This window comes from Amycolatopsis sp. NPDC033938 (genome assembly GCF_055575975.1).
Map to the genome: position 1 here is coordinate 33,299 of NZ_JBVIRO010000013.1, position 25,379 is coordinate 58,677.

21 protein-coding genes are annotated in these 25,379 nt (G+C 68.5%); 14 read left to right on the top strand and 7 right to left on the bottom strand.

Annotation, left to right across the window (positions count from 1 at the left end):
• Window positions 1-105 precede the first annotated feature (105 nt).
• From ACZ5ZX_RS28120 to ACZ5ZX_RS28140, 5 genes are all read right to left on the bottom strand, one after another.
• Window positions 106-3,144 (bottom strand): ribonucleoside-diphosphate reductase subunit alpha, encoded by a 3,039-nt coding sequence (locus ACZ5ZX_RS28120; RefSeq protein ID WP_465504973.1) that lies wholly within the window; start codon window positions 3,142-3,144, stop codon window positions 106-108.
• Between the two features lie 235 nt (window positions 3,145-3,379).
• A complete protein-coding gene (locus ACZ5ZX_RS28125; protein WP_465504974.1) occupies window positions 3,380-3,988 on the bottom strand; it encodes an acetoacetate decarboxylase family protein in 609 nt (202 codons plus the stop codon).
• The gene (locus ACZ5ZX_RS28130; protein ID WP_465504975.1) at window positions 3,985-4,824 is read right to left on the bottom strand and encodes an enoyl-CoA hydratase-related protein; all 840 of its coding nucleotides are present in this window, start codon (window positions 4,822-4,824) and stop codon (window positions 3,985-3,987) included. Before ACZ5ZX_RS28130 ends, ACZ5ZX_RS28125 begins: the two co-directional genes overlap by 4 nt.
• Window positions 4,825-4,874: 50 nt before the next feature.
• Window positions 4,875-5,348, bottom strand: coding sequence for a tetratricopeptide repeat protein (locus ACZ5ZX_RS28135; RefSeq protein ID WP_465504976.1), 474 nt, complete (start codon window positions 5,346-5,348; stop codon window positions 4,875-4,877).
• The gene (locus ACZ5ZX_RS28140; RefSeq protein WP_465504977.1) at window positions 5,345-5,734 is read right to left on the bottom strand and encodes a MerR family transcriptional regulator; all 390 of its coding nucleotides are present in this window, start codon (window positions 5,732-5,734) and stop codon (window positions 5,345-5,347) included. The genes ACZ5ZX_RS28135 and ACZ5ZX_RS28140 overlap by 4 nt, the downstream gene beginning before the upstream one ends.
• 48 nt (window positions 5,735-5,782) lie before the next feature.
• Between ACZ5ZX_RS28140 and ACZ5ZX_RS28145 the strand changes: the two genes are divergently transcribed.
• From ACZ5ZX_RS28145 to ACZ5ZX_RS28205, 13 genes are all read left to right on the top strand, one after another.
• Entirely contained in the window at window positions 5,783-6,643 is an 861-nt protein-coding gene (locus ACZ5ZX_RS28145) for an NAD(P)-dependent oxidoreductase (protein WP_465504978.1), read from the top strand.
• A gap of 143 nt (window positions 6,644-6,786) precedes the next feature.
• Entirely contained in the window at window positions 6,787-7,581 is a 795-nt protein-coding gene (locus ACZ5ZX_RS28150; protein ID WP_465504979.1) for a TIGR03084 family metal-binding protein, read from the top strand.
• A complete protein-coding gene (locus tag ACZ5ZX_RS28155) occupies window positions 7,578-9,275 on the top strand; it encodes an acyclic terpene utilization AtuA family protein (RefSeq protein WP_465504980.1) in 1,698 nt (565 codons plus the stop codon). The genes ACZ5ZX_RS28150 and ACZ5ZX_RS28155 overlap by 4 nt, the downstream gene beginning before the upstream one ends.
• Entirely contained in the window at window positions 9,272-10,420 is a 1,149-nt protein-coding gene (locus tag ACZ5ZX_RS28160) for an acyl-CoA dehydrogenase family protein (protein ID WP_465504981.1), read from the top strand. The genes ACZ5ZX_RS28155 and ACZ5ZX_RS28160 overlap by 4 nt, the downstream gene beginning before the upstream one ends.
• Complete coding sequence (locus tag ACZ5ZX_RS28165) at window positions 10,417-12,015, top strand: acyl-CoA carboxylase subunit beta (RefSeq protein WP_465504982.1); 1,599 nt, start codon at window positions 10,417-10,419, stop codon at window positions 12,013-12,015. The genes ACZ5ZX_RS28160 and ACZ5ZX_RS28165 overlap by 4 nt, the downstream gene beginning before the upstream one ends.
• Window positions 12,016-12,024: 9 nt before the next feature.
• Entirely contained in the window at window positions 12,025-13,977 is a 1,953-nt protein-coding gene (locus tag ACZ5ZX_RS28170) for an acetyl/propionyl/methylcrotonyl-CoA carboxylase subunit alpha (protein WP_465504983.1), read from the top strand.
• On the top strand, window positions 13,974-15,140 hold the full coding sequence (locus ACZ5ZX_RS28175; RefSeq protein ID WP_083254969.1) for an acyl-CoA dehydrogenase family protein: 1,167 nt from the start codon (window positions 13,974-13,976) through the stop codon (window positions 15,138-15,140). The genes ACZ5ZX_RS28170 and ACZ5ZX_RS28175 overlap by 4 nt, the downstream gene beginning before the upstream one ends.
• 173 nt (window positions 15,141-15,313) lie before the next feature.
• Window positions 15,314-16,165, top strand: a complete 852-nt coding sequence (locus ACZ5ZX_RS28180) for an SDR family oxidoreductase (RefSeq protein WP_465504984.1) — start codon at window positions 15,314-15,316, stop codon at window positions 16,163-16,165.
• Window positions 16,162-16,803, top strand: a complete 642-nt coding sequence (locus ACZ5ZX_RS28185; RefSeq protein WP_465504985.1) for a TetR/AcrR family transcriptional regulator — start codon at window positions 16,162-16,164, stop codon at window positions 16,801-16,803. The genes ACZ5ZX_RS28180 and ACZ5ZX_RS28185 overlap by 4 nt, the downstream gene beginning before the upstream one ends.
• An 87-nt stretch (window positions 16,804-16,890) precedes the next feature.
• A complete protein-coding gene (locus tag ACZ5ZX_RS28190) occupies window positions 16,891-17,160 on the top strand; it encodes a hypothetical protein (protein WP_037321108.1) in 270 nt (89 codons plus the stop codon).
• 122 nt (window positions 17,161-17,282) lie between these two features.
• Window positions 17,283-17,822 (top strand): hypothetical protein, encoded by a 540-nt coding sequence (locus ACZ5ZX_RS28195; protein WP_465504986.1) that lies wholly within the window; start codon window positions 17,283-17,285, stop codon window positions 17,820-17,822.
• 204 nt (window positions 17,823-18,026) lie between these two features.
• Window positions 18,027-20,030, top strand: coding sequence for a hypothetical protein (locus tag ACZ5ZX_RS28200; protein ID WP_465504987.1), 2,004 nt, complete (start codon window positions 18,027-18,029; stop codon window positions 20,028-20,030).
• Window positions 20,031-20,049: 19 nt separating this feature from the next.
• Window positions 20,050-21,618, top strand: coding sequence for a type 1 periplasmic-binding domain-containing protein (locus tag ACZ5ZX_RS28205; protein ID WP_465504988.1), 1,569 nt, complete (start codon window positions 20,050-20,052; stop codon window positions 21,616-21,618).
• Between the two features lie 494 nt (window positions 21,619-22,112).
• On the opposite strand, the gene ACZ5ZX_RS28210 is transcribed toward ACZ5ZX_RS28205, so the two are convergent.
• On the bottom strand, window positions 22,113-23,063 hold the full coding sequence (locus ACZ5ZX_RS28210) for a chitinase (RefSeq protein ID WP_465504989.1): 951 nt from the start codon (window positions 23,061-23,063) through the stop codon (window positions 22,113-22,115).
• A gap of 228 nt (window positions 23,064-23,291) precedes the next feature.
• On the opposite strand from ACZ5ZX_RS28210, the gene ACZ5ZX_RS28215 reads away from it, so the two are divergent.
• Window positions 23,292-24,575: a GGDEF domain-containing protein gene (locus ACZ5ZX_RS28215; protein ID WP_465504990.1), complete on the top strand. Its 1,284-nt coding sequence runs from the start codon at window positions 23,292-23,294 to the stop codon at window positions 24,573-24,575.
• Here ACZ5ZX_RS28215 and ACZ5ZX_RS28220 read toward each other — a convergent pair.
• A complete protein-coding gene (locus tag ACZ5ZX_RS28220) occupies window positions 24,572-25,027 on the bottom strand; it encodes a nucleoside deaminase (RefSeq protein ID WP_465504991.1) in 456 nt (151 codons plus the stop codon). The two genes, ACZ5ZX_RS28215 and ACZ5ZX_RS28220, sit on opposite strands and share 4 nt — an antisense overlap.
• Window positions 25,028-25,379: the final 352 nt, after the last annotated feature.

Sequence of the window (25,379 nt, forward strand, 5' to 3'; positions counted from 1 at the left end):
CTGAGTTTATTTTGTTGGTATTTTTGCTTAAGTACTCGTGTTTTTACTGGTTGTCGTTTGTGTCTTTTGGGTTTATAACACTTTACCCCACCCACGACCGGGCGGTCACTGGCAGGCTTCGCAGTCGGGGTCGTCGATGCGGCAGGCGGCGCCGTCGGTGGCGACGAAGTCGACGTCCGAGACCTTCGGCATCTCCTTCGGCTCCGGCTTGGCGGCCGGTGCCGGGGCGGTCACCGGGACGGCCGGGACCGCGGCGGCGGGCGACGGCGAGACCGCGGCGGAAGCCGACGGAGCGGCGGGCGACGGCGAGACCGCGGCGGAAGCCGACGGAGCGGCGGGCGACGGAGCGGCGGCGGCGGGCTTGGGTGCCGAAGGTGTGGCCGGGGCCGGGGTGGCCGAGACCGCGTTCAGCTTGCCGTCGGTGCCGCGCAGGGTGCTCTTCTCCACGTGCGTCGCGGACCGCGCCCGCAGGTAGTACGTGGTCTTGAGGCCCTTGTGCCAGGCGTAGCGGTACAGCTCGTCGAGCTTGCGGCCGCTGGGCGCCGCGATGTACAGGTTCAGCGACTGCGCCTGGTCGATCCACTTCTGGCGCCGCGAACCGGCGTCGACCAGCCACTTCGACTCGATCTCGAAAGCGGTGGCGTACAGCGCCTTCAGGTCGTCGGGCACGCGGTCGATCTGGCCGAGGCTGCCGTCGAAGTACTTCAGGTCCGACACCATGACCTCGTCCCACAGCCCGCGCTCCTTGAGCGAGCGGACCAGGTGCGGGTTCACCACGGTGAAGTCACCGGACATGTTCGACTTGACGAACAGGTTCTGGAACAGCGGCTCGATCGACTGCCCGACCCCGCAGATGTTGGAGATCGTCGCGGTCGGCGCGATCGCCATCACGTTGGAGTTGCGCATGCCGACGGTCTTGACCCGCTCACGCAGCGGCGCCCAGTCCAAAGTGGACGAGGTGTCGACGTCGAGCGCGTCGCCCTGCCGGGCATCGATCAACAGCTGCAGCGAGTCGATCGGCAGGATTCCCTTGCTCCACAAGGAACCCTCGAACGTCTGGTACTGGCCGCGCTCCTCGGCGAGGTCGGTCGAAGCCGAGATCGCGTAGTAGCTGATGTGCTCCATGCTGGTGTCCGCGAACTGCACGGCCTCGTCCGAGGACAGCGGCACGCCGATCTCGAACAGCGCGTCCTGGAAGCCCATCAGGCCCAGCCCGATCGGGCGGTGGCGCAGGTTGGAGCGGCGCGCCTCCGGGATCGTGTAGAAGTTGATGTCGATCACGTTGTCGAGCATGCGGACCGCGGTGCGCACGGTCTTCTCGAGGCGCTTCGTGTCGAGGCCCTCGGGCGTGACGTGCTTGAGCAGGTTCACCGAACCGAGGTTGCAGACCGCGACCTCGTCGGTGGTGGTGTTCAGGGTGATCTCGGTGCACAGGTTGGACGAGTGCACGACACCCACGTGCTGCTGCGGCGAGCGCAGGTTGCACGGGTCCTTGAAGGTGATCCACGGGTGGCCGGTCTCGAACAGCATGGTCAGCATGCGGCGCCACAGGTCGACCGCACGGACCTTGCGGAACACCTTCATCTCGCCACGCTCGGCGGCGGCCTCGTACTCGCGGTAGCGCTCGGCGAACGCGGTGCCGTAGAGGTCGTGCAGATCCGGGGTCTCGTTCGGCGAGAACAGGGTCCACTGCGCGTCGGCCTCGACGCGGCGGAGGAACTCGTCCGGCACCCAGTTCGCGGTGTTCATGTCGTGCGTACGACGACGGTCGTCACCGGTGTTCTTGCGCAGGTCGAGGAATTCCTCGATGTCCACGTGCCAGGTCTCGAGGTACGCGCAGGCCGCGCCCTTGCGCTTGCCGCCCTGGTTCACCGCGACCGCGGTGTCGTTCGCGATCTTGAGGAACGGCACGACACCCTGCGACTGGCCGTTGGTGCCCTTGATGTGCGCGCCGAGGCCGCGGACCGGGGTCCAGTCGTTGCCGAGACCGCCCGAGTACTTCGCCAGCAGCGCGTTGTTCTTGTACGCCTGGAAGATCGAGTCCAGGTCGTCGTCCACCGTGGTCAGGAAGCAGGACGACAGCTGCGGGCGGGTGGTGCCCGAGTTGAACAGCGTCGGGGTGGACGCCATGAAGTGGAACGACGACAGCAGCTCGTAGAACTCGATGGCGCGGTCTTCGCGGTTGTCCTCGCGGATCGACAGCCCCATCGCGACGCGCATGAAGAACGCCTGCGGCAGCTCGAAACGGACGCCGTTGTGGTGCTGGAAGTACCGGTCGTACAGCGTCTGCAGGCCGAGGAAGCCGAAGTCGAGGTCACGTTCGGCGCGGATGGCCGAGGTGATCTTGTCCAGGTCGAAGGTCTGCAGCTCGGGGTTGACCAGCTCCAGTTCGATGGCGCGCTTGAGGTAGTCCCGGAAGTACTGCGGGTACCGCGCGGTCATCTCGTCCTGGCTGGCCTGCTGCGGAACGCCCGCGAGGTAGCTGAGCGCCTCGCCGCGGAGCTTGTCCGCCAGCAGCCGGGCGCTGACGTAGGAGTAGTTCGGCTCCTGCTCGACGAGCACGCGCGCGGCCATGATCTGGGCGAGGGCGAGTTCGTCGGCGCTGATGCCGTCGTAGAGGTTGCGCTTGGCCTCGGCCAGCACCGGCTCGGCCGAGACGTCCTCGAGTCCGGCGACGGCCTCGCCGACCACGTGCGAGACGCGGGCCCAGTCGAGCGGGCGGAGCGTGCCGTCGGCCGCCTTGACACTGATGGCGACGTCGGAGGAGGCGGGCTTCTCGGCCTCACGGGCCTTCGCGCGCTCATCGCGGTACAGGACGTAGGCGCGGGCGACCTTGTGGTGCTCGCCGCGCATCAGCGCCAGCTCGACGATGTCCTGGATCTGCTCGATGTGCAGCGCGGTCTCGGGACCGGCGTGGCGGAGCAGGGTGGTCTCGATCTGCTCGGTCAGTTCCTTGACCAGGTGGTGGATCCGCGACGAGGCGGCCGCGTCACCGCCCTCGACGGCGAGGAAGGCCTTGGTCACGGCGACCGAGATCTTGTTCGCGTCGAAAGGGGACACGCTGCCGTCCCGCCGGATGACTCGCACGGTCGCGGGCGTCGTGTCCGAAGACGAGGGCGGCCGCTGACCGGTTTCCACTGACATGCGTCACTCCACTGGGTCTCTACAAAAGGGCGCGTTGAAGCACCACAAGGCCTCACAAGGCCGTGCGCTGCGGGTTCATCAAGCTGTCCGACAACCGCTCCCGAGCGGTCTCCCCGTCGCTGGGCGATGTCGGTTCCCAGAGACTACATGTAGGGGTCGGAGGCTGCACGTGCCCCAATGGGTGGCGTGTCGCTGGCTCACCCTGCCGGGTTAGACGATCACGCTCAGCGGCTGGTCAGCCGCCGAAAACGATCGTGAAATCACGCAGGTGAGCGCTCAGGACGGGCCGCTGACCGGCGAGGAAGCCGAGTGGCCCGGCCTCGTTGATCTTCCAGTCGGCGGCCGCGGGGCGCGGCCGCGCCGTCGCACGGACGGGGCTCCGTTTGAGACGGCCGTCCAGCATCTGGACGACGTCGAAGGCGGCGGGCAGCTTCACCGGGAGGCTCGGGCGGGCGGTGAAAGCGGCTGTCGCGATCCAGTCCTCGTGAGTGGCCGCCGAGGCGGTGAAGGTCCGCCCATGGGTGAAGTCGAGCGCGGCGAGATCCTTCGGGATGCCCCACAGCGCCCGCCCGCCGGCGAGCGAGACCTCGCTGTCGACCCAGATGTCGGTGATGGAACTGGAGAGACGTTCGCCGCGGACGGCCACCGTCGCCAGCAGTTCGTGGTACTGGAGCTGACCGGGCTCCTGGTAGTCGATCCAGGCGGCGAAGACCTGGGCGCGGCCGCCGATCACGACGGGCTCGGCGCCTTCGGGGAGCTCGGGAAGTTCGCTCACCGGCACACGAAAGACCGACAGGTACGCCTGGCCGGCCAGGTTCCACGGTTCCGGGGGATAGGCGGTCATGCGTTCCGCCACGGCAGGTAGTCGGGCAGGTCGGTGTCGACGCGCATGGAGAACTCCGGTGGTCGTTTCTGCAGGAAGGACATGACCCCCTCGACGGCGTCCGGGTTGGCGCCCAGACCGCCGATCAGCCGGGAGTCCAGTTCGTGCACGGGGAACGGCGACGCGGCGCTCGCCATCCGGTACAGCAGCTGGCGGGTCACCGCGACGGAGACCGGCGCCGTCGTCGCGGCGATCTCCCTGGCCAGCTCGCGGGCCTTGCCGAGCACTTCGCCGGGCTCGTGAACACTGTGTACCAGCCCGGCGGTCTTCGCCTCCTCGACGCCGAAGACGCGGCCGCTGATCATCCAGTCGAGTGCCGTGCCCATCCCGACCAGCCGGGGGAGGAACCACGCGGACGCGCCTTCGGGGTAGATGCCGCGGCGGACGAACACGAAGCCGAAGCGGGAATCGGTGGACGCCAGCCGGTAATCGCAGGACAGCGTGATCGTGAGGCCGCCGCCGACACTGGCGCCCCGCAAGGCCGCGATGACCGGTTTGTTCATCGTGAAGATCCGCTTCGAGCAGCGCCCGGCCGGTTCCTGCCAAGCCGCGTCCGGGCCGGTCTCCGGGTCGAAGTCGAAACCGCCCTGCGAGAGGTCGGCGCCCACCGAGAAGTCCTTGCCGTTGCCGGTGAGGATCACCGCCCGGACGTCCTCGTCGCGGTCGGCGCGGTCCATCGCGTCGCCGAGTTCGTCGGCCATGCGGATGGTGTACCCGTTGCGGGCCTCCGGCCGGTCGAGCGTGACCGTCGCGACGCGATCGGCGACCTCGTAGGTGATTTCGGCGTACGCGCTCATGACGTGAAGGTAAGGCAACCCGGCAGTGTTGACAAGATGTCAATAAGGCTCTATTCGACGTCGTCCAGGTGGTCCGCGTAGTACTCGACCGCCCGCCGGTACCGCTGGACCCCGGCGTCGGCGCTGGTCGCGGCGAGCACCTTCAGCAGCGTTCCCGCGGCCTCGCGCGCTTCGCCGACGTTGTAGAGCGCCATCGCGAGGAACGTCCTCAGCGCCGCGTCGTCCGGGAACTCGTCCAGGCCGCGGCGCAGGGTTTTGAGCGCTTCGCCGTAGCGGCCGAGTACGCGATACGTGCTGCCGAGTCCGAGGAACACGCCATGTCTGTCCTCTGTGGACAACCCTTCGCCCGCCAGCGCCCTTTCGTAGAAGGGGGCGGCTTCGGCCTCCAGGCCGGCGGAGTCGTGTGCCCACGCCGTCTGGTAGGCGATCACGGCGTCCCGCGGGTGCTGTTCCGTCAGTTCGATCAGCCGCAGGCGGGCCTCGTCGGTGCCTTGCTCCCTGAGCTGGATGGCTTCCTCGCTCACGCGGCACCTTCGAGCGGGGGGTAGGTCTTCGCGCCTGTCCGCTCCGCCGCGTCGATGTACCCGGCCAGCGCGTCGCGGGACCGCGCGATCTTGGCCAGCTGCTCGTCCAGCCGTCCGAGTCGTTCCCGCATCGCGGCCAGCAACTCGGGGCAGCCGATCAGCTCCGGCTCTTCGCCGATCGCGCAGGGCAGCAGGTACGCGATGTCCTCGGACGACAGGCCGGCGGCGAGCAGGTGGCGGATCTGCTTGACCCGCAGCAAGGCCGTCTCGTCGTACTCGCGGTAGCCGTTCGTGGCGCGGTCCGCCTCCAGGAGACCTTGGGCCTCGTAGTAACGCAGCTGATGGGTGTTGACGCCCGTCCGCCTGCTCAATTCCCCGATTCGCACCGAAATCCCCTTGACCTTCATACCGGTATCAACGTCGACGATGCTGCCATGACTGACAACGCGAATACCCCGGTATCGATCATCGGCCTCGGCCTCATGGGCACCGCGCTCGCCCGCGCGTTCCTGACGGCAGGGCATCCCACGACCGTGTGGAACCGGACCGCGGCCAAGGCGGACGCGCTCTTGGCCGACGGCGCCCGGCTCGCGCCCACGATCGGCGACGCGCTCGGTTCGGGTGGGGTGACGATCCTGTGCCTCACCGACTACTCGGCCGTGCGTGACCTCCTCGGCGATGCTGGACTGGACGGCACGACCCTGGTCAACCTGACCTCGGGCGACTCCGCTCAAGCGCGGGAAACCGCCGCCTGGGCCGAAAAGCGGGGTGCGCGATACCTGGACGGCGCGATCATGGCGATCCCGTCGTCGATCGGGACAGAGGAGGCGGTGATCCTGCTCAGCGGGCCGGAGCCGGACGTCGACCTCGGCGCGCTCGGCACGATCTCCCACCTCGGCGAGGATCACGGGCTGGCGGCCCTGTACGACGTCGCCGGCCTGGTCATGATGTGGAGCGTCCTGAACGCGTGGCTGCAGGGCACCGCGATGCTCCGGACCGCCGGTGTCGATGCCGCGACCTACGCGCCGTTCGCGCAACAGATCGCCGTCGGCGTCGCCGGCTGGCTGCCCGGGTACGCCGAGCAGATCGACGCGGGCGCGTTCCCCGCGGAGGTGTCGGCCTTGGAGACCGATGTGCGGGCGATGGCGCATCTGGTCGAGGAGAGCGAGGCGCTCGGGGTCAACGCTGAACTGCCGAAGCTGCTCAAGGCGATGGCCGACCGCGCGATCGCCGCCGGGCACGGCGGGGAGCAGTACCCCGTCCTGATCGAAGAGTTCAGCCGCCCGGGCCAGTGAGGTAGGGGTCTTACGCGGTGAAGGGCGCTTTCCCCGCATCGCATGCGGGGAAAGCGCCCTTCAGTCCGGCGGGTAAAACAATCAGGCGTGCTTGATTTTTCCGTCGAGTGGTGCGAGCCTTGGCTGGACGCGAGGAGGCGGGCATGGCTGACCTTGGCGTGATCCTTGGGGATCTCGCGGCGGAATCGCAGGCCATCGACGACGTGGTGGCGGAACTGCCCGCGTCGGACTGGGCGCGGCAGACCCCGGCCGAAGGCTGGACGATCGCCCATCAGATAGCCCATCTGGCCTGGACGGACAGGAAGGCGCTGATCGCGGCGCGCGGCTCCGAAGCCGACTGGCAGGCCGAGATCGAAGGGCTGCTCGCGACGGGGGAGACCTACGTCGACAAGGGCGCCGAAGAGGGGGCAAGGAAACCGCCCCGCGACCTGCTGGCCGCATGGCGTGCGGGTCGCGCGGAACTCGCCGACGCGCTCGCCGCGGTGCCCGACGGGCAGAAAATCCCTTGGTACGGCCCTCCGATGAGCGCGGCATCCATGGTGACGGCGCGGCTCATGGAGGTCTGGGCCCACGGCCAGGACATCTTCGACGCGCTCGGTCTCCCGCACGAGAACACGGCCAGGATCTGGCATATCGCCCGCTTCGGAACGCGTACCCGCGATTTCGCCTACAAACTCAACTCGCTCGCCCCGCCCGCCGAGGAGTTCCGCGTCGAGCTGGCCGCGCCCGACGGCACCACCTGGGCGTTCGGGCCCGAGGACGCCGGGCAGCGCCTCACCGGGAGCGCGGTCGACTTCTGTCTCGTCGTCACCCAGCGCCGTCATCCCGACGACACCGACCTGGTCGCCACCGGCGAGGACGTCGAGGAATGGCTCGGGATCGCGCAGGCCTTCGCCGGTCCTCCCGGTGCGGGACGGCGGCCGGGGCAGTTCGCATGACGGCGGCCCCGATCAGGATCGGCAATGCGTCCGGGTTCTACGGCGACCGCTTCTCCGCCGTCCGCGAGATGCTCACCGGTGGTCCGCTCGACGTGCTGACCGGCGACTACCTGGCCGAACTGACCATGCTCATCCTCGGCCGCGACCGGATGAAGGACCCGAACCGCGGCTACGCCAAGACGTTTCTCCGCCAGATGGAGGAGAATCTCGCGCTGGCCAAGGAAAAGGGTGTGAAGATCGTCGCGAACGCCGGCGGGCTCAACCCCGCCGGGCTCGCGGACGCGCTGCGCGAACTGGCCGCGAAACTCGGTATCGATGTCGCCGTCGCGCACGTCGAGGGTGACGATCTGATCCAGCGCGCGGAGGAACTCGGTTTCGGCAAGATGTTGACCGCCAACGCCTATCTCGGCGCGTGGGGGATCGCGGAATGCCTGAACGCGGGCGCCGACATCGTGGTGACCGGCCGCGTCACCGACGCTTCGGTGATCGTCGGTCCGGCCGCCGCGCACTTCGGCTGGGCACGCGACGACTACGACGCGCTCGCCGGCGCGGTGGTGGCCGGGCACGTGATCGAATGCGGCGCGCAGGCCACCGGCGGCAACTACGCGTTCTTCACCGAACACGAGATCGGTGTCCCGGGATTTCCCATCGCCGAGATCTCCGCCGACGGTTCCAGCGTGATCACCAAACACCCCGGCACCGGCGGCGTGGTGAACACCGGAACCGTTACCGCGCAACTGCTCTACGAAATCACCGGAGCCCGTTACGCGGGCCCCGACGTCACGGCGCGGTTCGACACGCTGACCCTGACCGAGGACGGCCCGGATCGCGTCCGGATCACCGGCGTCACCGGCGAACCACCGCCACCGACACTCAAGGTCTGCCTGAACGGCCTCGGCGGCTTCCGCAACGAGACGACGTTCGTCCTCACCGGACTGGACATCGAAGCGAAAGCCGCTCTGGTCAAGGAGCAACTCGAAGGCGCGCTCAAGGCGCGCCCGCCGTCGGAGATCCGCTGGACGCTGGCCCGTACCGACCACGCGGACGCCGAAACCGAACAGCGGGCGAGCGCTCTCCTGCACGTCGCGGTGAAGGACGCGGACCCGGAGGTCGCCGGACGGGCCTTCAGCGGCGCGGCGATCGAACTCGCGCTGGCCAGCTACCCCGGCTTCCACGTCACCGCGCCACCCGCGGCCGCCTCGCCCTACGGCGTCTACCGAGCCGCTTTCGTCGACGCGCGAGCGGTTCCGCACGTCGCCGTCCTGCCGGACGGTTCGCGCCGCGACATCGCGCAAGCCACCGACACGCTGGCTCTGTCCGATGTGGATGAATACGGCCTGCCCGCTCCCTATACCCAGGCGCAGGTCCGCCGGGCACCGCTCGGCAGGGTGATCGGCGCCCGCAGCGGGGACAAGGGCGGCAGCGCGAACGTCGGTGTCTGGGCGCGGTCCGACGAGGCGTGGCGCTGGCTCGCGCACCGGCTCACCGTCACCGAGTTCAAGTTGCTGCTCCCGGAGACCGCGGAGCTGGAGGTCCGGCGTCATCTCCTGCCGAACCTGCGGGCGCTCAACTTCGTCGTCGAAGGCATCCTCGGCGAGGGCGTCGCGTCGCAGGCGCGGTTCGACCCGCAGGCGAAGGCGCTCGGGGAATGGCTGCGCTCGCGCGAGATCGACATCCCGGAGGCCCTGCTGTGACCGACCTCTTCACCACGCCGGAACGCGTCGAGCTGCGCAAGACCGTCCGGCGCTTCACCGAAACCGAGATCCTGCCGCACCTCGAGGACTGGGAGCGCGCGGGCGAGCTGCCGCGCGAACTGCACCGCAAGGCCGGGGAACTCGGATTGCTCGGTGTCGGCTTCCCCGAGGAGGTCGGCGGCGGGGGTGGCGACTACCTCGACGCCGTCGTCATCGCCGAGGAACTGCACTACGCGGGTGGCTCCGGCGGCTTGTTCGCCTCGCTGTTCACCTGCGGCATCGCCGTCCCGCATATCGCGGCCGCCGGGGATCCGGTGCAGATCGAACGCTGGGTCCGGCCGACGCTGGAAGGCCACAAGATCGGCTCGCTCGCGGTCACCGAACCCGACGGCGGCTCCGACGTCGCCGGGATCCGCACCACCGCGGTACGCGAAGGCGACGAGTACGTCATCAACGGCGCCAAGACCTTCATCACCTCCGGCTGCCGCGCGGATTTCGTGACCACCGTGGTCCGCACCGGCGAGCCCGGCGCGCACGGGATCTCGCTCATCGTCGTCGAACGCGGGACACCCGGGTTCACCGTGTCCCGCAAGCTGGAGAAGATGGGCTGGCTCTGCTCGGACACCGCCGAATTGTCCTATGTGGACGTCCGTGTGCCCGCCGAAAACCTGATCGGCGCCGAGAACAGCGGTTTCGCCCAGGTGGCGACGCAGTTCGTCACCGAGCGGGTTTCGCTCGCCGTGCAGGGATACGCGCACGCACAGCGGGCACTCGATCTGACGCTGGACTGGTGCCGTCTGCGGGAGACGTTCGGCCGTCCGCTGATCTCGCGTCAGCTGGTGCAGCACAAGCTCACCGAGATGGCGCGCAAGATCGACGTCGCCCGGACCTATACCCGCCAGGTCGCCCAGCGTCACGTCGCGGGCGAAGAGGTCATCGCCGAAGCCTGTTTCGCGAAGAACACCGCCGTCGAGACCGCCGAATGGGTGGTCAACGAGGCCGTGCAGCTGCACGGCGGACTCGGCTACATGCGTGAGGCCGAAGTGGAGCGTCACTACCGTGACGTGCGCATCCTCGGCATCGGCGGCGGCACCAACGAGATCCTCACCGGCTTGGCCGCGAAGCGATTGGGATACACCGCATGAGCACCCTGAGGTCCACTGTGGACACGCGGAGCGAGGAATTCGCCGCCAACCGCGAGTCCATGCTCGGCAAACTCGCCGAGATCGACACCGAGCACGCCAAGGCCATCGCGGGCGGCGGCGAGAAGTACGTCGCCCGGCACCGCAAACGCGGCAAGCTGCTCGCCCGCGAGCGGATCGAACTCCTCCTCGACGAGGACTCGCCGTTCCTGGAACTCTCGCCGCTGGCCGCCTGGGGTTCGGATTACCAGGTCGGCGCCAGCGTGATCACCGGGATCGGCGTCGTCGAAGGTGTGGAATGCATGATCTCGGCGAGCGACCCCACGGTCAAAGGCGGGGCGAGCAACCCGTGGACGGCCAAGAAGAGCTACCGCGCCGCGGACATCGCCGCGCAGAACCGCCTGCCGGTGATCAACCTCGTCGAGTCCGGCGGCGCGGATCTGCCGACGCAGAAGGAGATCTTCATCCCGGGCGGCCGGATCTTCCGCGACCTCACGCGCTCGTCGGCGGCGAAGGTGCCCACGATCGCGCTGGTGTTCGGCAACTCCACCGCGGGCGGCGCGTACCTGCCCGGCATGTCGGACTACGTCGTGATGGTCAAGGAACGCGCGAAGGTGTTCCTCGGCGGCCCGCCGCTGGTCAAGATGGCGACTGGTGAGGAGTCCGACGACGAATCACTCGGCGGCGCCGAGATGCACGCCCGCACCTCCGGTCTCGCCGACTATCTCGCGGCGGACGAAGAAGACGCCATCCGGCTCGGCCGCAGTATCGTCAAACGGCTCAACTGGACCAAGCAGGGCCCAACGCCGAAGCCGGACTACGCCGAGCCGCTGTACTCCGCCGAGGACCTGCTCGGCATCGTGCCCGCCGACCTCAAGGTGCCCTTCGACCCGCGCGAGGTGATCGCCAGGGTCGCCGACGGTTCCGACTTCGACGAGTTCAAACCCTTGTACGGCAGCAGTCTCGCGACCGGCTGGGCGAGTATCCACGGTTACCCGGTCGGCATCCTCGCCAACGCACAGGGCGTGCTCTTCGGCGAGGAGTCACAGAAGGCGGCGCAGTTCATCCAGCTGGCCAACCAGATCGACACGCCGCTGGTCTTCCTGCACAACACCACCGGCTACATGGTCGGCAAGGAGTACGAGCAGAGCGGCATCATCAAACACGGCGCGATGATGATCAACGCCGTGTCGAATTCGAAGGTCCCGCATCTGTCGGTCCTCATGGGCGCTTCGTATGGTGCCGGGCATTACGGCATGTGCGGCCGTGCCTACGATCCCCGCTTCCTCTTCGCCTGGCCCAGCGCGAAATCCGCGGTCATGGGGCCGCAACAGCTGGCGGGCGTGCTGTCCATTGTGGCCCGTGCTGCTGCGGCGTCGCGCGGGCAGGACTACAACGAGGAGCACGACGCCGCCATGCGCGCCATGGTGGAGGGCCAGATCGAGGCGGAGTCGATGCCGATGTTCCTCTCCGGGATGCTCTACGACGACGGGATCATCGATCCCCGCGACACCCGCACGGTGCTCGGGCTCAGCCTGTCCGTGATCCACAATGGACCAGTGAAGGGCGCCGAAGGCTTCGGCGTCTTCAGGATGTAGGGGCCGAAAGTGATCCAGAAACTCTTGGTCGCCAACCGTGGTGAGATCGCCCGCCGCGTGTTCCGCACCTGCCGTGACGCCGGGATCGGCACGGTCGCGGTGTTCTCCGACGCGGACGCCGACGCCCCGCACACCGCCGAGGCGGACGTCGCCGTCCGGCTGCCGGGGAACGCGCCGTCCGACACCTATCTCCGCGCCGAACTGCTGATCAAGGCGGCCGTCGAGACCGGCGCCGACGCGATCCACCCCGGCTACGGTTTCCTTTCGGAGAACGCCGCGTTCGCCCGCGCCGTCCTCGACGCCGGACTCACCTGGATCGGGCCGCCGCCGGAGGCCATCGAGAGTATGGGCTCCAAGGTCGAGTCCAAGCGGATGATGGCCGAAGCCGGTGTCCCGGTCCTGTCCGAATTGGACCCGGCCGAGGTCACCGAAGCCGACCTTCCCTTGCTGGTCAAGGCCTCCGCCGGGGGTGGCGGCCGCGGGATGCGTGTCGTGCGCTCGCTCGGCGAACTCGCCGAGGCCGTCGAAGGCGCGAGCGCGGAGGCCGCGTCGGCCTTCGGTGACCCGACCGTGTTTTGCGAGCGGTACCTGGAGACCGGGCGGCATATCGAGGTCCAGGTGCTCGCCGACACCCACGGCACGGTGTGGGCGGTCGGGGAGCGGGAGTGCTCGATCCAGCGCCGCCACCAGAAGGTGGTCGAAGAGGCGCCGTCCCCGTTCGTCGACGAACCCATGCGGGAGGCGCTGTTCGATGCCGCGCGCAAGGCCGCGCAGGCGATCGACTACGTCGGCGCGGGCACGGTCGAGTTCCTCGCCGGTCCGGACGGGCGGTTCTACTTCCTGGAGATGAACACCCGGCTCCAGGTGGAGCACCCGGTCACCGAGGCCACGACCGGACTCGACCTCGTCTCCTTGCAGCTGCGGATCGCCGAGGGCGAGCATCTGCCGATCGAGGAGCCGGAGACACGGGGGCACGCGATCGAGGTCCGGCTCTACGCCGAGGACCCGTCGGCGGGCTGGCAGCCGCATAGCGGCACCCTGCACCGGTTCGAGGTTCCCGCGGCACAGCGGGAATTCGAAGTCGGCCCGGGCGTCCGGCTTGACTCCGGGTTCGTCAGCGGCCAGACCGTCGGCGTGCACTACGACCCGATGCTCGCCAAGGTGATCGCCTACGCCCCGGATCGCCGGAGCGCGGCTCGCGCCCTCGCCGGGGCCTTGGCCGGTGCCGAGATCCACGGTGTGGTGACCAACCGCGACCTGCTGGTGAACGTCCTGCGCCATGAGGCCTTCCTGGCGGGCGAGACCGACACGGCGTTCTTCGACCGGCACGGCCTGGAAACGCTCGCCCGCCCATTGGCCACTGTGGACACCGTACGGATTTCCGCGCTCGCCGCCGCTCTGGCGGGGGCGGCCGCGAACCGCTCGGCCGCCCGGGTGCAGCGACGGTTGCCGAGCGGCTGGCGCAACGTCCACTCCCAGGGGCAGCGCAAACGTTTCCGTCAAGGCGACGACGAGATCGAGATCGGCTACACCCTCGGCCGTGACGGTCTGCGCGCCGAGGGTTTCGAAGGCGTGGAGCTGGTTTCGGCCGGAAACGACGGCGTGGTCCTGGAGGTCTCCGGGGTGCGGCGGAAGTTCGCCGTCGCCCGGTACGGCGACACCGTGTACGTCGATTCGCCGGAAGGCACCGTCGAACTGGGCGTGGTGCCGAGGTACACCGACCCGGACGCGGCACTCGCCGCCGGTTCGCTCGTGGCGCCGATGCCGGGAACGGTCGTCCGGCTCGCGGTCGAGGCCGGTGACACCGTCAAGACCGGTGATCCGTTGCTGTGGCTGGAAGCGATGAAGATGGAACACCGGATCGCGGCGCCCGCCGACGGCGTCGTGACGGAACTCCCGGTGGTCGTCGGACAACAGGTCGAAGTGGGCACGATCCTCGCGGTGGTAGGAGAGAACGAATGAACGCGATGAACTTCACCGAACCCGAGGAGCGCGTCGCGCTGCGGGCGGCGGTCGCCGAACTCGGCAAGAAGTACGGGCACGAGTACTACGCCAAACAAGCCCGCGCCGGGCTCAAGACCGAAGAACTCTGGGCGGAGGCCGGGCGGCTGGGCTACCTCGGCGTCAACCTGCCGGAGGAGTACGGCGGCGGGGGAGCGGGGATCGCGGATCTCGCCGCGGTGCTCGAAGAACTGGCCGCGGCGGGCTGCCCGCTGCTGCTCATGGTCGTCTCACCGGCGATCTGCGGCACGGTCATCTCCCGCTTCGGTACCGACGAGCAGAAGAAGCGCTGGCTGCCCGGGATCGCGGACGGCACCCGGCGGATGGTCTTCGCGATCACCGAACCCGACGCCGGGTCGAACTCGCACAAGATCACCACCACCGCGAAACGTGACGCCGACGGCTGGGTCCTCAGTGGACGGAAGGTCTACATCTCCGGCGTCGACGAGGCGGACGCCGTCCTGGTCGTGGGCCGCACCGAGGACGCGAAAACCGGCAAGCTCAAGCCCGCCTTGTTCACCGTCCCGACCGACGCGCCCGGTTTCGAGTACAAGCAGATCGAGATGGACATCATCTCGCCGGAGAAGCAGTTCGGCCTGTTCCTCGACGACGTCCACCTGCCCGCCGACGCGCTGGTCGGTGAGGAGGACGCGGCGATCGCGCAGCTGTTCGCCGGGCTCAACCCGGAACGCATCATGGGCGCGTCGTTCTCGCTCGGCATCGCCCGCTACGCGCTGGGCAAGGCCGTCTCCTACGCCAACGAGCGCAAGGTGTGGGGCGCGCCGATCGGCACCCACCAGGGCCTCGCGCATCCGCTGGCCGAGATCAAGATCGAGCTGGAATTGGCCAAGCTGATGACGCAGAAGGCGGCGTCGCTCTACGACTCCGGTGACGATTTCGGCGCGGGCGAGTCGGCGAACATGGCGAAGTACGCCGCGGCCGAGGTCGCCATCCGCGCGGTCGACCAGGCCGTGCAGACCCACGGCGGCAACGGCCTCGCCAGCGAATACGGGCTGGGCACGCTGGTCACGGCCGTCCGCCTCGGCCGGATCGCGCCGGTGAGCCGCGAGATGGTGCTCAACTTCGTCGGCCAGCACAGCCTCGGCCTGCCGCGGTCTTACTGAGAGGAGGCGGAGACGATGCGAACCACGGAGCTGACCGACCACGACGTGAACCCCCGCTATCGCGGCGGCGGGGCGCTCCGCGGTATCCGACGTTGGTGACCTTCGAAGCTGCGCTCCGGCGACGCGATCGCGGTCGCGGGTTCACCAACGAACACTGAGAGGAGGCGGAGACGATGAGCACGCTCCACGGCAAGACGATCATCATCTCCGGTGGCAGCCGCGGGATCGGCGAGGCCATCGCGGTCCGCGCCGCCCGCGACGGCGCGAACATCGCCCTGCTGGCCAAGACCGCCGAGCCGCATCCGAAACTGCCGGGCACGGTCTACACCGCGGCCAAGGCGATCGAGGACGCCGGCGGCCAGGCGCTGCCGATCGTCGGCGACGTCCGCGACGACACCTCGGTCGAGGCGGCGGTCGCCCGGACCGCGGAGCAGTTCGGCGGCATCGACATCGTGCTCAACAACGCCAGCGCGATCGACCTGACGCCGACCGAATCGGTCAGCATGAAACGCTACGACCTGATGCAGGACATCAACGCGCGCGGCTCGTTCCTGCTGTCGAAACTCGCCATCCCGTACCTGAAACTGTCGGAGAACGCCCACATCCTGACCCTGTCGCCGCCGATCAGCCTCGACGAGAAGTGGTTCCAGGCCGGGCATCTCGCGTACAGCATCGCGAAGTACTCGATGAGCCTGGTGACCATCGGGCTCGCCGCGGAACTGCGGCCGTACGGGATCGCGGCGAACTCGCTGTGGCCGCGGACCACGATCGACACCGCGGCCATCCGCAACGTCGTCGGCGCCGAACTGGCGGCGAAGTCGCGGACGCCGGAGATCATGGCGGACGCGGCGCACGCGATCCTCACCAAACCGAGCCGCGAGGCGTCGGGGAACTTCTACCTCGACGACGATGTCCTCGCCGCCGAAGGGGTCACGGACTTCTCGAAGTACCGCATCGGCGAGCGGGAGGAAGACCTGCAGCTCGATTTCTGGGTGGATGGCCGTACCCCGGAATCAGGGCCATGATCCGCGAACCACAGCAGGAGCGCAGCCGCACCACGCGGCGGCGGCTCGTCGAGGCCGCCGTCGAGATCATCGGCGAGCTGGGCTGGAACGGGACCACCGTCGCGCTGATCGCCGAACGCGCCGGGGTCTCGCGCGGTGCCGCGCAGCACCACTTCCCGACGAGGGAGGACCTGGTCGCGGCGGCGGTCGAGCACGTCGGCGAGATCCAGATCGTGGAGCTGCGCTCCCGGGCGGCCGAACTGCCGTCCGGACGGTCGCGGATCGAACGGGCCGTCGACATGGTGCTCAATCTGTACAGCGGGCCGATGTTCCGTGCCGCGCTCCACCTCTGGGTCGCGGCGTCGACCGACGAGGCGTTGCGCGCGACCCTGGTGCCGCTGGAGGCGCGCGTCGGCCGAGAGGCGCACCGGGTGACCGTCGAGCTCCTCGGTGTCGACGAGTCCCACCAGGGTGTTCGTGAGCTGGTCCAGGCCACTCTCGATCTCGCCCGGGGCCTGGGGCTGGCGAATCTGCTGACCGACGACACGAAGCGCCGCAAGCAGATCGTCGCCCAGTGGGCGCGGGTACTGGAACCGACCCTGGCTCCCGCGAAGGCCACGAAAATCTCACGGAACCAAGAAGTCACCGACAACGTCTGAGATCTTGTTAACACTGATGGAGCAGCGACCGATAACACGGTGTAAGTGCTGCTGATTCAGGTGGCTGATCGAGAGAGGTCCAGACCGGTGTCCGGTTCAGAGGTCGAACTGTCCCATCGAGCCATGGCGATGCTGCGAGCGGTCGCGGCCCGCCGCGCGCAGATGTCGTGCAGCTGCGAGCCGGATCTCTTCATCGACGGGTTCGCCTGTTGTGACCAGATGACCGCGCACGCCCTCGCGCACGGTGGCTACATCCGTCCCGCCGAGTCCACCGGTCTCTCCGCCGTCACCGGACGGGTCCCCGCCGAGCTGACCGAGGCCGGCGAGGCGGCGCTGGCCGTCACGGCCGCCGCCTGACCTCCGGCCGGATCGTCTGTCCGCTATGGACGACACCGTTTACAACCGGCTGCCGTGTTCCTAGGATCCACCCCGGGATGAGGCCGTCGCGCTACGCGACGGACCGGGGTTTGGAGATGCCGATGGCACGCACGGCTCGCCGCGAAGACGGTGGGGATACCCTGAGCGAGTTGATGCGGGAAGCCGGTGCGGCACCCCGTCGCCGGGGGCCACGCGGGCCGAAGCACCGGGCCCCGGAAGTCGCGGGCAGCGGGAAGCTCCGGCGGATCTCCGCGCTCTCCGCCGGCGGTCTCTTCATCGGCGGCTTACTGGCCGTGCTGCTCGTTCCGGCCGACTCGGCCGAGGTCATCCCGGGGACGCCGATCCCACCGCCGTTGCTGACCATCGCCCCACAGGCGGTCGAGGTCCCGGACGACGCGGTGCCTTCGCCTGTCCCGTCAGGGCCGCCGGGCGGCAGCGTCGCCCCTCCGCCGCCGCTGACGGCGTCGATGAACGGTTCGGAGACACCGTCTCCCACACCGACGCCCGTCGCGCCTCCCGAGCAACCGCGGGATCCCCGCGCCGATCAGCGCGAGCAGTATTGGGACTACTACGACTGGTACTACGGCGGCGGCTATCGGGGTGGATATCCCGGCGGTCGTCAGCCGCAATGGGGCGGGTAGCGCCATTCGGGTGATCGGCGTTATCGCTGACCGTCGATCAAGAATTACGATTCACGCCTGATTTCGTCCTTTCGTGTCTGCTCTGAGCTTTTCCGGTGTTCCGGCCCCGATCAAGTACCTACGATGGTCCGCACTCTCTCTCCCTTCCGGATCACTGCTAGGGGCTGAACAGGAAAAATGAGTGTGGGCCGACATTCTCCCGCGGTGCAGCTCGCCCGGAGAATGCTGATCAACCGCGAGACGGGGAACCCGTCCCGCCCACAGCCGGTGACGCTGCTGCTCGGGCCGGTCGGTTCGGGGAAGACCACGGCGCTGGAGGCGATCCGTCGCGACCTGGGCTGGGGTGTCGTGCACGCCGGATTCGATTTCGGGCACGGCGGCCGGGCGAGCACCATCGACGTGCTCACGAAACTGGCCTATTCGTTGTCGAGTAAATGGCGGAATCGACCGAAACCGCAGTTCGTTCGTTTCACCATTGCGTTGATCGCAGTCCAGGCAGAGCTTTCCGGCCGGAATCGTGACGAAGATCTGAGTCAGCTGAAGGCGTTGATCAACAGTTTCCACGGGATCCGCTGGACGCCGTCGATGGACACGCTGCTCGACACGCTGACCGAGACGGCGAAGGCCACCGGTCTCGTCGAGCCGTCGTACGCGGCGGTGTTCCGCCAGACGTTCCCGCATCTGGTCCGGAACATCCGGCCGAGGCTCGGCAAGGCGCTGCGGTCACTGGCCGATTTCCCGAACGCCGAGGGCAGGACACCGTTCGACGCGCTGCTCGAACTCAACCGGCTCGCGCACGGCAGCGCCCGTGACGCGAAGGCGGTCACCGAGTGGCTGATGGCGGCCTTCCTCGGCGACGTCCGGGAGAACCATCCGCGGCTGGCCAAGCCGGAGGAAAAGAGCCCCTGTGCCTGCGACATCTCGCCGCGGCGCAGGCACTGGCACAACTGGGTGGTGGCGCTCGACGACGTCGACCACGCCGGCGGGACCGAATTCCTCGCCGACCTGATCGCCGCTCGGGAACGCTTCGCCGTCCAGCATCCGAACGACCGCGAGGCCCACGACGCGCTGCTGGTCATCGCCACCAGCGGGCGATGGCACGACGACTGGGGCACCGCCTGGCTGGCGCCGTGGAAACCCGCGTCCGGCGCGCCGCGCACCGTCCGGCCGGTGGCGGACTGCGAGGAAGCCTCGTACGACGACTGGGCGAACCCGGGCCCTGGTGTGCTCGAATCGCCCTACTACCCGGTCCGGCTCGCGCCTCAGCCGATCGGACTGATCGCACGTGTCCTCGATTCCGGTGTGGGAACCCCGAAGGTCGGGCTCGCGCACCGGGCGACCGGTGGACTGCCCTCGGCGATCGAGCAGCTCGCCGGACAGTTGCGGGCGAGCGACGTGCGGGAAGGCGACCGTGACGTGCTCACCACCGACCCGCGCGGTGAGCAGGATCCGTGCTACCGCAGGCTCACCGAGCTGGGATTGACCGAACATCTCGACGACGTCCACATCGACGACTTCGTGACCGCCGCCCCCTTCGCGACCGCGCCCTGGCTGATCCCCGACGCCGCGCAGAGCCGGATCGACCAGCCGCACGTCGGGCGGATCCTGACCGAACTGCGTACCGCGCTGTGGGTGACGGCGAAGAACTCGGCCGGAACGACCGACGACCAGGCGGCCCTGCATCCGTGGATCGCCGCGAACCTGGTGTCCGCGCTGGCCAGGCGAGGCGACGGGGACGGACCGACCTACACCGGCCAGTTCAAGGCACTGCGCGACGACCCGGACACCGCGCAGGATCCGGTGCGCCTCGCCTACTGCAACCTCGCGCTGGGCGACATCAGCGAGGTGGTCACCTTCTTCGAGCGCGAGTTCAACCGGATCCCGCACGCGGAGTGGGTCGCGAAACTCGAACTGGTTCTGAACGCGCCGGACGACCTGCCGCCCGAACGGCCGCACGCGGAGCTGTACGACGAACTGGTCAACCTCGACGCCGAGTGTCATCCCACCGATCGGTCCGAGATCCGCAACAACGTCGCCCGGCTCATCGCGGCGGGCAGGCTGACCGCCAACCCGTTCGCGGTCCGCGGGCAGGACCAGCACCAGGTGATCGCGAACGCCTTCGCCGCGCTGGCCACCACTTCGCATCGCCCCGACGTCGGCGCGCTCGTGTCGGCCAAAGACCTCGCCCGTCGCGGCGAATTCCCCTGAACCCGAACGGAACCTCGCCATGTCCTGGCTCGACGCGTTGAGAACCCGTATGTCCCGTGCCCGTGAACACGCGGCGACAGGCCCGCCGGTGCGGCCCCGCGGCTGGGCACACCGTCATCGCGCGCTGCTGATCGCGGTCGTGGTCGTGCTGGTGGGCGCCGTACTGGTGGGACTCAAACCGTGGGAGTCCTGTGGCGCCGGGCTGAGCGCGGTGGACGCGGACGAGGAGTCGGTCGGCTCGTCGTATGTCTGCGTCGGGCTGAACCTCGATTCCGGTCCGGTCCGGGAGGACGATCCGCTCGACCCGCTGGAGAAACTCATCAAGGCCCGCAACGACGCGGCGGGCGAGAACTTCAAGACCATCGTGGTGCTGGAGAACCTCGCCCCGGACCCGAACGTCGACAGCCAGCCGTTCCCGTTCGTCCGGCGCGAGATCCTGGGCGCGATCACCGCCGCCTGGCCGAAGAACGGGCCGCCGGGGATCAAGCTCCTGCTGGCCAACTACGGGAGCAACGCCGACCACTGGCGCGTCGTCGCCGACGAGATCATCGCCGCGGCCGCCGCCCAGCGGATCGTGGCGGTCACCGACATCGGCACCAGTTCGGAGAACAGCCGGGCCCTGGTCGCCGAGTTGTCCCAGCACGGCATCGCCTCCATCGGCGCCACGGTCACCGCGGACAACATGAACACCGACCCGAAAGGCGCGCGGATCGACAACTTCTTCCGCGTGGGCCCGACCAACACCGACGAGGCGCGCGCCGCCGCCGGGTACATCGCGGCGCACGGATTCCGCCGCGTGATGTTGATCCAGGGAGTCAGCAAAGAGGACACCTACGCGACCACGCTCGCCGAGGCCTTCAAGAACACGTCGAAGGTTCCGGTCGTCTTCACGAAGACCTACGACGTCAAACCGCTGACCGACAAGTCGCGGGAGGCCTACCTGCGGGGGCTGTTCAGCAGATGGCACAACGACATCTGCGGCGCCAAACCCGATCTGATCTACTTCGCCGGGCGCGGACTCGATCTCGGCGCCCTCGTGGCCGCGCTCGCCGGGGACGGCGCCTGCGAAGGACTCGACTCGGTGACCGTGATGACCGGGGACGACGCCAGCACACTCGCCGGGAATCCCTTGCCGCTGGACAAGGACATCGGCGTCCGGCTCCGCTACACGGCGCTGGCCTATCCCGACCAGTGGGACATGTTCACCGCCGATCCGGCCTATCCGACGTACAAGAAGAACTACGACAACTTCATCGCCGAATTCACCGGCACCCACGGCTTTCCCAAGGCGGAACTGTGGGACGGCGCCGCGATGATCGAACACGACGCGGTCGCCGCGGCGGTCGAGGCGGCGGTGCAGAACGTGTCGGCGGATCCGGTTTCGGTGCCGGACGTGCTGCGCAGCATCGACTGCAACTCCCCGGTGCCCGGTGCCACCGGGTTCGTCGCCTTCGACCAGACGACGGGGAACCAGCTCGACAAGGCGTTGCCGATCCTGTCCATCGCCCCGGACGGTTCGGTGCATCCGGTCGACCTCGTGTGGTCGCGGGGGCGTCCGCTGAACACCGCGCCGGACTGTGCCCGATGAAAGACCGTGCTCGATGAAAGACCGTGCTCGGCTCGTGGGGGAAGCGCGTGAAGGCCCCCTTCCCTCGGCTCAGCCGAGGGAAGGGGGCCTTCACGCGCAGTCGTTGTGACTGGTGCTGCTGCTGAGGCTCGCGATGGTCTTCCGTTGATCAAGCTCGTGCCCGATCACGACCGGTGGACCGGAGACCGAGCGGGGAAGATTCCGGACGCTCAACGGCCGGAATCTTCCCCACCCGGACCGCCCCGGCAACCCGCACAAGCCCCACCCCAGTAGGTAAGCAAAGGCGAGTCCCTCAAAGAGTCCTTCACGGCCTGGCCGCTACGGACCCACCCACCCCCTCGCGAAACCGCGCAATTACCAAAAGCGGGCGCCACGATCCCCGAAATATGTCCCTTATGGACGTTCGAGCAGGTGTCAGTCCTCGGTGGACCGAAGGGCCGTCCAGGAAGCGAGTCCTGGACGGCCCTTCACTGACCACCGGTGGGGAACGGAAGTCAGCCGGTGTAACCCGCCACGATCTTGGTGTAGTCGTATTTGCCCTGTGCGATTCCCGCGCAGTTGTTGCAGTCCCGGTTCACCGCCCAGAACGACAGCCGGGCGAGATGTTTGCTCGCCGCGTAGTCGCGGATCGCGCGGAAGTCGGCGACGCTGACGGTCTCGCCCGCCACGTCGGTCTTCCCGTTCATCGACGAGAGCCCGCTGCGCCGGTAGGCGGCGTCGTCGCTCAGGCCGAAGGTGGACTTCACGACGTTCTTCAGCCCGTCCACGGCACTGCGGGTCTTGCCCGCCATGTCACCGCCGCTGGAGAAGTCGAACGGCATGACCGACCACGCGTCGACGCCCGCGCCCAGTGCCTTCGACTGGCTGATCAGCCGCTTCCCGTGTGTGTTGGGGCCGCCGACCTCGGTCGGGATGGTGATGACCACGCGCAGGCCGGGGTTCTTCTGCTTCGTGATCTTGACGGCGTTCAGGATCCGGTCCTGGACGGTGTAATTCTCGAACTCGTCGGTGTTCTCGATGTCGAGGTCGATCGCTTTGAGCCGGTAGGCGTCGATGACCTTTTGGTACGCGCCGGCGAGTGCCGCGGGTGTGCCGCACTTCGGGCCGAGCTTCGTGCCGGACCAGCCGCCGAACGACGGGATGACGTCGCCGCCCTTGGCCCGGATGTTGTTGATCATCGTGGCGTCGGAGCCGGTGAGCGAACGGCTGCCGTCCCACTTCGGGTTGCAGCCGCCGTCGGAAAGGACGAACGCGAGGGTGAAGGCCTTGACCCCGGTGGCGTTCATCGCGGCGATCGGGTCCGTCTGTCCCGACCACTGGTACAGATAGGGCGAGGCCAGCACCGCGTCCGGGGCCGCCGAGGCGACGGGGGCGAGGCCGACGGCCGTGGCGAGAGCGGCGCCGACGGTGGTGGCCAGTGTTGCCCAGCGTCGTAGGGATTTCATAGGTCCTCCAACTGGTACGCGCGCGACGAGGCGCGCAGGTGTGGAGCAGCTCCGTCTTGACGCGGCGTATCAACCGGGAGGTCACTGTGTGCTCACTCACGGTGGACTAGACCATTGAGGACTGTCAAGAATTCACCGGGTTCCGCGGCGGAAATGACCGACCTTCGTAGGGGGTCTTGACCCGGAAAGCGGATCGACAGCACCGCGATAACCGGCTAGTTTGCCGAAATGGTGGGGGACTCCCTGATGGCGACCGGAAGCCGCGGCCGAAGAGACCGGCTCGCCGCGCCGTGCCGTCTTCTGGGGTCCTGGAGCCTGTGGGAACTACCCAGGCGGGGCCTGATCGGGTACCTGCTCCTCGTCGACGCGGCCGCCTTGGCCGCCACCACCTACCTCTTCGTGCTGCGGCCGCCCACGGCGTCGTCGCTGCTCCCGTTTTCCGCCCTGCTGGCGGGAATGATCCTCAGTTCGGAGTTCGCGCGTCCCGTCGAGCGGTCCCGCGCCGACACCCGCCTCGGCGCCGGGCTGGACGCCGCCTGGATCTTCGCCGGCGCGCTGCTGCTGCCGCCCGCGCTGGCCGCCGTGCTCGTCGTCGTCTCGGCGGGGTACCGCTGGTTCCGGATCCGGCGCGGGATTCCGCATCGCCAGATCTTCGCGGTCGCCGCCACCATGTTGTCCGCGATCGCGGCTTCGCTCGTGCCCATCCTCGTCGGCGCGACGCCCTTCGCCGACGCGGTAAGGGATTTCCAGGGCTTCGCACTGGCTTTCGCCACCGGTCTGGTGTTCCTGTCCGTCGATGCCGCCCTTGCCGCCCCGGCGGCCGAATTCGGGGCGGAACCCTCGGGATTCGCCTTCGACGCGGCGATGGTCGCGTTCGGGTTGCTGCTCGCGTGGTCCGCGGTGGACTGGCCGTTCGTCACCGTGGTACTCGCCGGAGCGCTCGTGGTGCTGCACCGGGCCGGGACGATGCGCGCCCTGCGCGGCCACGCGGGTACGGATTCCGGCACCGGCCTGCTCACCGCGTCGTCCTGGTTGGACGGTGCCCGCACCCAGTTCGAACTGCTTCGCGCCCGCGGCAGCGATCTTTCGCTGCTCATGCTCGATCTGGACCGGTTCGCGCGGCTCAACGACGAGCACGGCAGGGAAGTCGGCGACGACGTGCTGCGCGCTGTCGCGGACTCGTTGCGCGCGGAGGTCCGCGCCGCCGACCTGGTCGGCAGGTTCGGCGGCGAAGAGTTCGTCGTCCTGCTGCCCGGCACCAGCCGGTTCGACGCGCACGCCATCGCCGAACGCATCCGGCTGCGGATCGCGTCGACGTCCGTCTCATTGGGTGGGACGTTGCCGGGTGACCCGCTGTTCGCCGGGGTGACCGTTTCGATCGGCGTCTCGTCGCATCCCGCCGACGGCGAAACGCTCGCCCGGCTCGTCGGCGCGGCGGATCAGGCATTGCGCGCGGCGAAGGCGGCAGGCCGCAACCGGACCGTCGTCTTCGAGACCGAGGAATCGCTCTAGCGCTCTGTCGGGACCCCGATGTCCTCGAACCACAGCTCCGGATGGTCCCGGATGAATTCGGTCATCAGCGCGGTGCACGCGGGGTCGTCGAGGAGGGTGATCTCGACGCCGTTCTCCTCGAGCCAGCCATGCCCGCCCTCGAACGTGGCCGCCTCGCCGATGATCACCCGGCCGATGCCGAACTGGCGTACCAGCCCGCTGCAATACCAGCAGGGGGACAGCGTGGTGACCATGATCGTGTCCCGGTAGTGCGGCCGCCTGCCCGCGTTCCGGAACGCGGAGGTCTCCGCGTGCATCGACGGATCGCCGTCCTGGACCCGGCGGTTGTGCCCGCGGCCGAGCAGGACGCCGTCGGTGTCGAACAAGGCGGCACCGATCGGGACTCCACCCTCGGCCTTGCCGAGTTCGGCCTCTTCGCGGGCGATGGACAGCAGACGCGCGGGATCGATCACCCGGCCACCTTACGGGCTCGTGAGTGGTGATGACGGTTAGACCGAACCCTCTCTTAGGTACCTACCCGTGTCCTGCGGACTTGCTGGCGTGAGGTGCATGATGGCCCCTTTCCTTGCTGTAGGCGCAAGGAAGGGGGCCATCATGTACTGGGGAAGGTGTGAAGGTCGAGTTTCCTCGGCTGAGCCGAGGGAAGGGGTCCTTCACGCGCAGCTGTTGTGACTGGTGGTGCTGCTGAGGCGTGATGGTCGTCCGCGACCGCCGTAGGTACCTCAAACACCCTTGGCCAGAGCCGTTATCACCACTCACGTGGTGATCGCGGACCGGACCTGTCCGCGATACCTGGCAAACTCC

Coding starts and splice junctions, on each gene's coding strand:
- ACZ5ZX_RS28185 (WP_465504985.1), top strand. CDS start 16,162: ATGATCCGCGAACCACAGCAGGAGCGCAGCCGCACCACGCGGCGGCGG.
- ACZ5ZX_RS28165 (WP_465504982.1), top strand. CDS start 10,417: ATGAGCACCCTGAGGTCCACTGTGGACACGCGGAGCGAGGAATTCGCC.
- ACZ5ZX_RS28195 (WP_465504986.1), top strand. CDS start 17,283: ATGGCACGCACGGCTCGCCGCGAAGACGGTGGGGATACCCTGAGCGAG.
- ACZ5ZX_RS28130 (WP_465504975.1), bottom strand. CDS start 4,824: ATGAGCGCGTACGCCGAAATCACCTACGAGGTCGCCGATCGCGTCGCG.
- ACZ5ZX_RS28145 (WP_465504978.1), top strand. CDS start 5,783: ATGACTGACAACGCGAATACCCCGGTATCGATCATCGGCCTCGGCCTC.
- ACZ5ZX_RS28215 (WP_465504990.1), top strand. CDS start 23,292: ATGGTGGGGGACTCCCTGATGGCGACCGGAAGCCGCGGCCGAAGAGAC.
- ACZ5ZX_RS28205 (WP_465504988.1), top strand. CDS start 20,050: ATGTCCTGGCTCGACGCGTTGAGAACCCGTATGTCCCGTGCCCGTGAA.
- ACZ5ZX_RS28210 (WP_465504989.1), bottom strand. CDS start 23,063: ATGAAATCCCTACGACGCTGGGCAACACTGGCCACCACCGTCGGCGCC.
- ACZ5ZX_RS28120 (WP_465504973.1), bottom strand. CDS start 3,144: ATGTCAGTGGAAACCGGTCAGCGGCCGCCCTCGTCTTCGGACACGACG.
- ACZ5ZX_RS28175 (WP_083254969.1), top strand. CDS start 13,974: ATGAACGCGATGAACTTCACCGAACCCGAGGAGCGCGTCGCGCTGCGG.
- ACZ5ZX_RS28180 (WP_465504984.1), top strand. CDS start 15,314: ATGAGCACGCTCCACGGCAAGACGATCATCATCTCCGGTGGCAGCCGC.
- ACZ5ZX_RS28155 (WP_465504980.1), top strand. CDS start 7,578: ATGACGGCGGCCCCGATCAGGATCGGCAATGCGTCCGGGTTCTACGGC.
- ACZ5ZX_RS28150 (WP_465504979.1), top strand. CDS start 6,787: ATGGCTGACCTTGGCGTGATCCTTGGGGATCTCGCGGCGGAATCGCAG.
- ACZ5ZX_RS28125 (WP_465504974.1), bottom strand. CDS start 3,988: ATGACCGCCTATCCCCCGGAACCGTGGAACCTGGCCGGCCAGGCGTAC.